Below are 8,969 nucleotides of genomic sequence, written 5' to 3' on the forward strand. Positions count from 1 at the left end.
CTGGTGCGTTCCGGTGAGCAAGTCCCGCCTCTGACTGCGCAGATCGCGCGGGCGAGCAACCCGGGTGGTACGACGGCCCGCGCCCGTGCGGCGCCCGCGCCCGTGCCGCGCGCTACCAGGCCGTCGGGTCCCCGCCGTCGACGGCGTAGACCGTGCCGTCGGGGGCCCCGGCGAAGACATGGCCGGCGGCGAGCAGTGGTTCCGGCAGGGCCGCCGTGACCCGGTCGGCGTCCGTGCCCTGCCGTGGCGCGGTCTGCCCCAGGAGCCGGCCGCGGCGCGCGTCCACGGCGAGCAGGCGGCCGTCGGCGGCGGTGAAGTACACGTGACGGTCGTCGGCGACCGGCGCCGAACCCCGGCTCACGGCCGTCTGGAGGCTCCAGCGCTGCTTTCCCGCCGCCATGTCGACGGCCGTCAGGGAACCGTTCGCGGCCAGCAGATGGACCACGTCGCCGTGGACGCCGACCCGGGCGCGTTCGAGCGGATACGACAGGGACACCCGCCGCGTGGACCGCGTGCCGGGGGTGTAGCGGACCACGGCCCGCGTCTCCTCGTACACCGGGTCGACGGCGGTGAGGAAGAGGGACCCGCCCTGAGCGCCGACCGGTCGGAGCGTCCCCTCCAGCCGCGCCTCCCACCGCACCGCGCCGGTGACCGGGTCCAGCGCGCTGATCCGGGTGCTCGACCGGTCGGCGGAGGCACTCGTCGCGTACGCCGAGGAGTCCCCGCGGAAGGCCGAGAAGTACGGCACGTTCTGCCCCGGCACCCGGTGGCTCCACTTCGTGCGGCCGGTCGCGCCGTCCAGACCGGTGACCGTCCCGTCGGCGGCGGTGAGCAGCACCATGTCACCGGCGTACGCGGTCCCGCCGTGCGCCGGCGCGTCCCGCCGCCAGCGGGTCCGGCCGGAGTCGGGATCGAGGGCCTCCAGGCGCTGCCCCTCGTCCGCGGCGAGCTGCACGAGTCCGCCCGAAAGGACCGGCGGCCCGCTGCGGCTGGCAGCCGCGACCGGGTGCCGCCACAGCACGCCGCCGTCCGCGGCGTCGAGGGCGAACACCACCCCGGGCTGGGCGCAGAACAGCGTCCCCGCCCCGTACGAGCACTGCGAGGTGACGGCCTTCTCGGTGACCGGCTTCGCCTCCCACGCCCGGAATCCGGCCGACGCCGCGCGCGACTGGGTGGCCTTCGGCGGGGCACCGCCGCTCTCCCCGCGAACCAGCGGGACCGAGGCGAACGCGCCGACCACGACCAGCCCGAGCGCGCCGGCCCCCAGAGCCACCCGCCTGCGCAGGCTTCCGCCGCGCGGCAACTGTGCCTGACCCGCCGCGCGCGGCCCACGCGTGCTCTTCCCGGCCGCACGCCCCCCAGCACGCCCGCCGGGCTCAGGACCGACCGCCGGGACAGACGCCGACGCGGAGGCTCGTCCGGATCCGGAAACCGACCCGGCGACCGGCACAGCTGCCGACCCGGCCGGTGAGCCCGGCGGTGAGTCACCCGGCGACACGGGCACCGCTGCCGGCGTCCCGTTCGTGGACGCGGCCCCCGACACGGCGTCCTCGCCGCGCGGCCACGACGCCGGCAGGTCCCCGGTCCGCTGCAGCGGTATGAACGCCTGCGTCTCGTACGAGGCCGCCACCGACCGCAGTTCACGCATCAGCTCGTCGGGGGTCGGCCGGTCCTCCGGCTCCTTGGCGAGGCAACGCAGCACCAGCGGCGCCAGGTTGTCCGGTACGCCCGTCAGGTCGGGCTCGTCGTGCACGACCTGGTAGGCGACGACGTAGGGGCTGTCGGAGTCGAACGGCCCGCGTCCCGTCGCCGCGTGCACCATGACGGACCCGAGCGCGAAGATGTCGGCGGCGGGCCCGACCTCCCGGGGCCGCCGGAACTGCTCGGGGGCCATGAACGGCGGCGTGCCGATCAACTTGCCCGTCTCGGTGCGCAGTTCACTGTCCTTGGGCCGCGAGATGCCGAAGTCGATGACCTTCGGGCCGTCCTCGGCGAGCAGCACGTTGCTCGGCTTCAGGTCCCGGTGCACGACCGAGACCCGGTGGATGTCCCGCAGCGCCTCGGCGAGCCCGGCCATCAGCCGGCGCGACTGGGCGCCGTCCATGGGCCCGTTCCGCTTCACATGGTCGGAGAGGGTCGGCCCGGGGATGAACAGCGTGGCCATCCAGGGCCGTTCGGCCTCGGGATCGGCGTCCACGACGGACGCGGTGAAGGCGCCGCTCACCCGCCGAGCCGCTGCCACCTCCTGCCGGAAACGCCCTCTGAACTCGGGGTCCCTGGCGAACTCGGCATGCACGAGCTTCACCGCGACCCGCATGCCGGAGGTGCTCCGGGCCAGATGGACGATGCCCATGCCGCCCGAGCCGAGACATGACTCAAGACGGTAGTGACCGGCGTACTCGGGAAGTTCCGCTTCCGCGCCCGCTCCGGAGCTGTGCTGTGGCGCCATGGGAACACCCCCGTGCTGTTCGTCCGCGCGCGCGACGGACGGAGCCTAGTCGATGACGTGTGCGAGACAGAGGAGGCTGGCTGGCGTCCCTGCGCGAGTTCCGTACACGTGTTTCAAAAGGCGATGTGAGGGAATCAACGGGACCCCATGGCATTCATGGGGTCACAACGGGGGGAGTTGTCCATGTCTGTCGACCGTGTCGAAGAGGTCAGAGGCGCCGGAGCGAGCGGGGTGGCCGCGGAGGCCGCCGCGGCGGGGGCCGGCGAGGCGGCGGCCGCGGCCCTGCACTACTACCCGGTCGCGCCGGGTGCCCGCCTCAACGTCCGCAGCGGTCCCGGCACCACCTACGGCATCGTCCGCGTCCTCGCCGAGGGCGCGATGGTCCCGATCTTCTGCCAGACACCCGGCTCCAGCGTCACGGGCCCGTACGGCACCACCAAGATCTGGGACAACATCGACGACGGCGAGTACGTGTCGGACGCGTACGTGAGGACCGGCAGCGACGGCTACGTCGCCGCGCGCTGCGCCTGATCCGCCACGGAGCCCGCGGACACCCGGAGACATAATCAACGGGTGAGCGACGAGAACGACACCCCGTCCACCCCCGCGGGCTCCACGGGCCCCCGCCCCGAACCCCTGCGTTTCTTCGGCACGACCTGGGTGCACCACGACGACGGCTACACCCTCCGCCGGGCCGGCGTCGCCGCGGGTTCGCTCGCCGCGGCGGTGGTCTCCTGCCTGGTCCTGCGCTTCGCCTACGAGGGGCTGCGGATCGCGGACACCGGCCGCTTCGTGACCTTCCTGGTGATCGTGATGTTCGCGGTCTGCAGCGCCCTCGCCTTCCGCCAGACCCTGGACGGCTTCACCAGGCGCCCCGACCCCGACCGCCAGGCGTCCCTGCGCGGCCTGCTGGCCATCGGCTTCGTCGGCTCCCTGCTCGCCTACTTCTTCCGCTCCCTGGTCGAGGCCCCGGGCGAGAAACTGCACCGCGAGGAGTACGACGCGGCCCGCACCCGGTACGACAAGCGCGCCCACCGCCGCACCGGCAACCCCTCGAAGAACGGCGCCGGCAACGCACCGAAGAAGCGCCGCCGCAAGTAACCGGAGCCTCGCGGCTCCCGTCCCGCCCCCTGCGAGCAACACCCGTAGGGCCCCGGGTTCGCCGGGGCTCTCTCACCGCATCCACACCCCGCCCCGCGCCCGGCCCGGCCACCATGGCCGTATGACCGCATCCTCGGCATCCCGCCCGCTTCCCGCGTCCCATGCCGTCCGGGCGCACTCCTTCAACGCCGCCGCCGCGCAGTACGCGGCCAACCGCCCCACCTATCCACCCGCCCTCCTCGACGCCGTCGAGGACCTCACCGGCCGGCCCCTCGCCGGCTCCCGGGTCGTGGACGTCGGCGCCGGCACCGGCATCTCCACCGCCCTCCTGCACGCGCGCGGCGCCGAGGTCCTCGCGGTGGAGCCGGGCGAGGGCATGGCCGCCCAGTTCCGCCGCGCCCTCCCCGGCGTCCCGGTCGTCCGGGGCGACGGCAACGCGCTCCCGCTCGCCGACGCGGGCGTGGACCTCCTCACCTACGCCCAGTCCTGGCACTGGACCGACCCCGCCGTGTCCGTCCCGGAGGCCGTGCGCGTGCTGCGTCCGGGCGGAGCGCTCGCCCTGTGGTGGAACACCGACGCCCTCGACGTGCCGTGGATCGCCGAGGAGGCCGCCGGCATCGGACGCTTCCTCGGCATCGACCTGGTGTCCGAGAAGACGAAGGTCGGTGCCGCCGCCGCCGACCCCTCGGGCCTCCTCGACTTCGTCCGCCGCGATGTCCGCTGGAGCAGGCGTGTGCCGGTCGACACGCACCTCGCCAACATCGGCAGCCACTCCGTCTTCCTCACCCACGCCGAACCCGACGAGGCCGCCGCCTTCCTCGCCGGGCTGCGCCGGCACCTGCTGGCGTCCTTCCCCGATGGATTCGTCGAGGAGGTCTACGACGTGGTCCTGGCCGTCGCCGTGACGCCGTGACGCCGTGACGCCGTGACCGCGTGGGGGCGGCGGCCCAGCCGCAGAAGGCCGCCGCCCCCACGCGATCCGGTTACCGGGGGCCGCCGTCTCCAGCCGTACCTCCCGGTCGTACGGCAACGCCGCCAGCGCGTCGAGCGGCCCCGCAGCCGTACCCCGGCACCCGGGCCACCGCCCCCGAGCCACCCCGATGGAGCCCCGCGAAGAACATCAGCAGCCCGAACCCCCGACGCGTCGAGTGCGCCTGCGCGGCGCCCCCTTGACGGCGAAGTTGCCCGCGAGCATTATTCATCACATGATGAATTACTCCTCGGGCCCTCCCGGCGCGGGCACCGACGCGCCCACCGACACCGGCCCCGCCCGGACCCCGGCCGTACGCGCCGAGGGACTCACCGTCGTCCGCGGCCCCCGCACCGTCCTGCGCGGCCTCGACTTCACCGTCCCGCGCGGCCAGATCACCGGGCTGCTCGGCCCCTCCGGCTGCGGCAAGTCGACCCTGATGCGCTCGATCGTCGGCACCCAGGCCAAGGTCACCGGGACGCTGGACGTCCTCGGCAGCCCCGCGGGCCACCCCGCCCTGCGCACCCGCATCGGTTACGTCACCCAGGCCCCCTCCGTCTACGACGATCTGACGGTCCGCCAGAACCTCGACTACTTCGCCGCGATCCTCACCCCGGGCCGTGCGGCGGCCGACCAGCGGGACGCCGACGTCACCCGGGCCGTCGCCGACGTCGACCTCACCTCCCACGCCGACGCCCTCGCCGGCAACCTCTCCGGCGGCCAGCGCAACCGCGTCTCCCTCGCCGTGGCCCTGCTCGGCAGCCCCGAACTCCTGGTCCTGGACGAGCCGACGGTCGGCCTCGACCCGGTCCTGCGCCGCGACCTGTGGACCCTCTTCCACGACATCGCGGCCACCCGCGGCGCGACGCTGCTCATCTCCTCGCACGTCATGGACGAGGCCGAGCGCTGCCACCGCCTGCTGCTGATGCGCGAGGGCGGCATCCTCGCCGACGACACCCCGGACGCCCTCCGCACCCGTACCGGCTCGGACACCGTCGAGACGGCGTTCCTGCACCTCGTCGACGAGGCCGTCGCCGCGGCCCACCAGAAGGAAGCGGTCCGATGACCACGATCACGAACCCCCGGCCCGCCACCGGCTCCCGGACCTCCACGAGCGCCCTGAGCGCCGCCCGCACCACCGCCACCGCGACCCGGGTCCTGCGCCAGCTCCGGCACGACCCCCGCACGATCGCGCTGATGATCCTGGTCCCCTGCCTGATGCTCGTCCTGCTGCGCTACGTCTTCGACGCGAGCCCGCGCACCTTCGACGGCATCGGCGCCTCCCTGCTCGGGATCTTCCCCCTCATCACGATGTTCCTGGTCACCTCGATCGCCACCCTGCGCGAACGCACCTCGGGCACCCTCGAACGCCTCCTCGCCATGCCCCTGGGCAAAGGCGACCTGATCGCCGGCTACGCCCTCGCGTTCGGTGCCGTCGCCATCGTCCAGTCCGCCCTGGCGACCGGGCTCGCCGTCTGGGCTCTCGGCCTGGACGTCACCGGCAGCCCCTGGCTGCTGCTGCTCGTGGCCCTGCTCGACGCGCTCCTCGGCACGGCCCTCGGTCTGTTCGTCTCGGCCTTCGCGGCCTCGGAGTTCCAGGCGGTCCAGTTCATGCCGGCGGTGATCTTCCCCCAGCTCCTCCTCTGCGGCCTGTTCACCCCGCGCTCCGACATGCACCCGGTGCTGGAGGCCGTCTCGGACGTCCTCCCGATGTCCTACGCGGTCGACGGCATGAACGAGGTCCTGCGTCACACGGACCTGACGGCGACCTTCGTCCGGGACGTGCTGATCGTGGCGGGCTGCGCCCTGCTGGTCCTGGGACTCGGCGCGGCCACCCTGCGACGCCGCACCGACTGACCCGCGCGTCTCCCGTGACCTCCCGACAGCCGCGGTCCGCCCACCGGACACCTCACCCGAACCGCCGCCCCCCGGTGCGAGGATGAACCCGGACGACACACCCCCCGGAGGACCCCAGCCATGTCGCAGAAAGTCGCAGTCCTCGGCACCGGCAAGATCGGTGAGGCCCTGCTCAGCGGAATGATCCGCGCGGGCTGGGCCCCGGCCGACCTCCTGGTCACGGCCCGCCGGCCCGAACGCGCCGAGGAGCTCCGCGCCCGGCACGGCGTCACGCCGGTCACCAACGCGGAGGCCGCCAAGTCCGCCGACACCCTCATCCTCACGGTCAAGCCGCAGGACATGGGCACCCTCCTCGACGAACTCACCCCGCACGTCCCCGCCGACCGTCTGATCATCAGCGGCGCGGCGGGCATCCCCACCTCGTTCTTCGAGGAACGCCTCGCCGCGGGCACCCCCGTCGTCCGCGTCATGACCAACACCCCCGCCCTCGTCGACGAGGCCATGTCGGTCATCTCGGCCGGCAGCCACGCCACCGCCGGGCACCTGGCCCACGCCGAGGAGATCTTCGGCGCCGTCGGCAAGACGCTCCGCGTCCCCGAGTCGCAGCAGGACGCCTGCACGGCCCTCTCCGGCTCCGGCCCGGCGTACTTCTTCTACCTGGTCGAAGCCATGACCGACGCCGGCATCCTGCTGGGCCTGCCCCGCGACAAGGCCCACGACCTGATCGTCCAGTCCGCGATCGGCGCCGCCGTGATGCTCCGCGACAGCGGCGAACACCCGGTCAAGCTCCGCGAGAACGTCACCTCGCCCGCGGGCACCACGATCAACGCCATCCGCGAACTGGAGAACCACGGCGTACGCGCCGCGCTCATCGCCGCCCTCGAAGCCGCCCGCGACCGCAGCCGCGCCCTGGCCTCCGGCGCCGGCTGACGACACCGGCGCCGCCCCCTCCCCGACGAGGGTGCGACGGGTCGCTCCTACGGCGCCGTGCTCAGCGCGGTCTCGGCCGCCGGCAGCAGTCCGATCGCCCGGTAGGCGGCGTCCACGGTCGGCCGCGCCATCGCCCGCGCCCGCTCGGCACCGTCGCGCAGCACCCCCTCCACGTACACGGGGTCCGCGCACAACAGCCGGTGCCGCTCCTGCACAGGCCGCAGAGTCTCCACCACGGCCTCCGCGGTGTCCTTCTTCAGAGCGCCGTACGACGAGTAGCCCCCGCTCAGCTCCGCCGGCTCACCGCCCGTGCACGCGGCGAGGATCTCCAGCAGGTTGGCCGGGCCGGGATGCGCCGCCCGGTCGTACACGACCTCCGGCGCGCTGTCGGTGACGGCCCGCATGACCTTCTTCCGCACCACGTCCGGCTCGTCCAGCAGGTAGACGATGCCTGGCCCCGAGTCGTCGCTCTTGCCCATCTTCGACAGCGGCTCCTGGAGGTTCATCACGCGCGCCCCCACCGCCGGATGCGTGGCCCGCGGCACCACGAAGGTGTGCCCGTACCGCTGGTTGAACCGCACGGCGAGATCCCGGGTCAGTTCCACGTGCTGAGCCTGGTCGTCACCCACCGGCACCTCGTCGGTCCCGTACGCCAGGATGTCCGCCGCCATCAGCACCGGATACGTCAGCAACGACAGCCGGACGCTGCCGCCCCGCTCCCGCTCCAGTGCGGCCTTCTCCCGGTACTGGATCATCCGCCGCATCTCACCGTCGGTGGCCACGCACTCCAGCACGTACGACAACCGCGTGTGCTCGTCCACATGGCTCTGCACGAAGAGGGTGCACAGCTGCGGATCGAGCCCCGTCGCCAGCAGCAGCGTCGCCGCCTGCCGACTGAGCCGCCGCACCCGCGCCGGATCGTGGTCCACGGTCAGCGCGTGCAGGTCGACGACACAGAAGAGGGCGTCGGCCCGGTGCTGGTCCACGGCAGCCCACCGCCGCATGGCCCCGAGGTAGTTCCCCAGCGTCAGATGCCCGGTCGGCTTGACCCCGCTGAAGACCCGCGTCATCTCTACTCCTCCTGGTGGGGGCCGCCGCGCCCGGCCGGCCCTCCTGGAGGGAGAAACACGAACGGCCGCCGAGTCGGCGGCCGTGGATGCATACGTGACTGCGGCCGCCGTCAGGCGGCCCACCACTGCTGGGTGCACGTATGCGTTGTCATGGCCGCCAGCCTACGCCGCCGGGGGTCAAGAGGAGCAGAGTTGACACACCCCGAGCCGGTCCGTACTGTTCTCCGAGTTGTCCGACGTGAGCGCCGACCCCGGTCGGTCCCCGGACAGCCATTCCGCAGGTACCAACAACACCCGACGACCAGTTGTGCTGCCGTCGTGTCATTGTCATGTGTATTCGCGAAATGAGGAATCCGTGTTCGAAAGAGCGCAGGCCCCCGATTAGCTCGGGAGCCGGGAATCCGCTAAAGTCTCACTCGTCGGAACGGCCCAACAGCCGAGATGACAAGCCCCGCTGACTGGGAGTCAGGCCCGAAAGGATCTGATAGAGTCGGAAACGCCGGAAAGGGAAACGCGAAAGCGGAAACCTGGAAAGCACCGAGGAAATCGGATACGGAAACGGTCTGATAGAGTCGGAAACGCAAGACCGAAG

At 72.8% G+C, this 8,969-nt stretch carries 8 protein-coding genes; 6 read left to right on the forward strand and 2 right to left on the reverse strand.

The genetic code is table 11. The features are described from left to right. Positions 1-112: 112 nt before the first annotated feature. Positions 113-2,449, reverse strand: a complete 2,337-nt coding sequence (locus ABZT03_RS41875) for a PQQ-binding-like beta-propeller repeat protein (RefSeq protein WP_356049266.1) — start codon at positions 2,447-2,449, stop codon at positions 113-115. 183 nt (positions 2,450-2,632) lie between these two features. On the opposite strand from ABZT03_RS41875, the gene ABZT03_RS41880 reads away from it, so the two are divergent. From ABZT03_RS41880 to proC, 6 genes are all read left to right on the forward strand, one after another. Then, on the forward strand, positions 2,633-2,980 hold the full coding sequence (locus tag ABZT03_RS41880) for an SH3 domain-containing protein (RefSeq protein WP_356049268.1): 348 nt from the start codon (positions 2,633-2,635) through the stop codon (positions 2,978-2,980). 42 nt (positions 2,981-3,022) lie between these two features. Then, entirely contained in the window at positions 3,023-3,550 is a 528-nt protein-coding gene (locus tag ABZT03_RS41885; RefSeq protein ID WP_356049270.1) for an EamA/RhaT family transporter, read from the forward strand. A gap of 121 nt (positions 3,551-3,671) precedes the next feature. Next, positions 3,672-4,463 carry a class I SAM-dependent methyltransferase gene (locus tag ABZT03_RS41890; RefSeq protein WP_356049272.1) on the forward strand — a complete coding sequence of 264 codons (792 nt, stop codon included), beginning with the start codon at positions 3,672-3,674 and terminating at the stop codon, positions 4,461-4,463. A gap of 292 nt (positions 4,464-4,755) precedes the next feature. Next, entirely contained in the window at positions 4,756-5,586 is an 831-nt protein-coding gene (locus ABZT03_RS41895) for an ABC transporter ATP-binding protein (RefSeq protein WP_356049274.1), read from the forward strand. Continuing rightward, complete coding sequence (locus tag ABZT03_RS41900) at positions 5,583-6,377, forward strand: ABC transporter permease (protein WP_356049276.1); 795 nt, start codon at positions 5,583-5,585, stop codon at positions 6,375-6,377. The genes ABZT03_RS41895 and ABZT03_RS41900 overlap by 4 nt, the downstream gene beginning before the upstream one ends. 120 nt (positions 6,378-6,497) lie before the next feature. Continuing rightward, complete coding sequence (gene proC / locus ABZT03_RS41905; RefSeq protein ID WP_356049278.1) at positions 6,498-7,307, forward strand: pyrroline-5-carboxylate reductase; 810 nt, start codon at positions 6,498-6,500, stop codon at positions 7,305-7,307. A gap of 47 nt (positions 7,308-7,354) precedes the next feature. On the opposite strand, the gene trpS is transcribed toward proC, so the two are convergent. Beyond that, positions 7,355-8,377, reverse strand: a complete 1,023-nt coding sequence (trpS, locus tag ABZT03_RS41910; RefSeq protein WP_356049280.1) for a tryptophan--tRNA ligase — start codon at positions 8,375-8,377, stop codon at positions 7,355-7,357. Between the last annotated feature and the right edge of the window lie 592 nt (positions 8,378-8,969).

The sequence above is a fragment of the Streptomyces sp. NPDC005574 genome (assembly GCF_040605435.1).
GTDB lineage: Bacteria > Actinomycetota > Actinomycetes > Streptomycetales > Streptomycetaceae > Streptomyces.

Excerpts from the sequence above, each read along its gene's own strand:
- ABZT03_RS41875 (WP_356049266.1), bottom strand. The coding sequence starts at position 2,449 with ATGGCGCCACAGCACAGCTCCGGAGCGGGCGCGGAAGCGGAACTTCCC.
- ABZT03_RS41880 (WP_356049268.1), top strand. The coding sequence starts at position 2,633 with ATGTCTGTCGACCGTGTCGAAGAGGTCAGAGGCGCCGGAGCGAGCGGG.
- ABZT03_RS41890 (WP_356049272.1), top strand. The coding sequence starts at position 3,672 with ATGACCGCATCCTCGGCATCCCGCCCGCTTCCCGCGTCCCATGCCGTC.
- ABZT03_RS41895 (WP_356049274.1), top strand. The coding sequence starts at position 4,756 with ATGATGAATTACTCCTCGGGCCCTCCCGGCGCGGGCACCGACGCGCCC.
- ABZT03_RS41900 (WP_356049276.1), top strand. The coding sequence starts at position 5,583 with ATGACCACGATCACGAACCCCCGGCCCGCCACCGGCTCCCGGACCTCC.
- proC (WP_356049278.1), top strand. The coding sequence starts at position 6,498 with ATGTCGCAGAAAGTCGCAGTCCTCGGCACCGGCAAGATCGGTGAGGCC.
- trpS (WP_356049280.1), bottom strand. The coding sequence starts at position 8,377 with ATGACGCGGGTCTTCAGCGGGGTCAAGCCGACCGGGCATCTGACGCTG.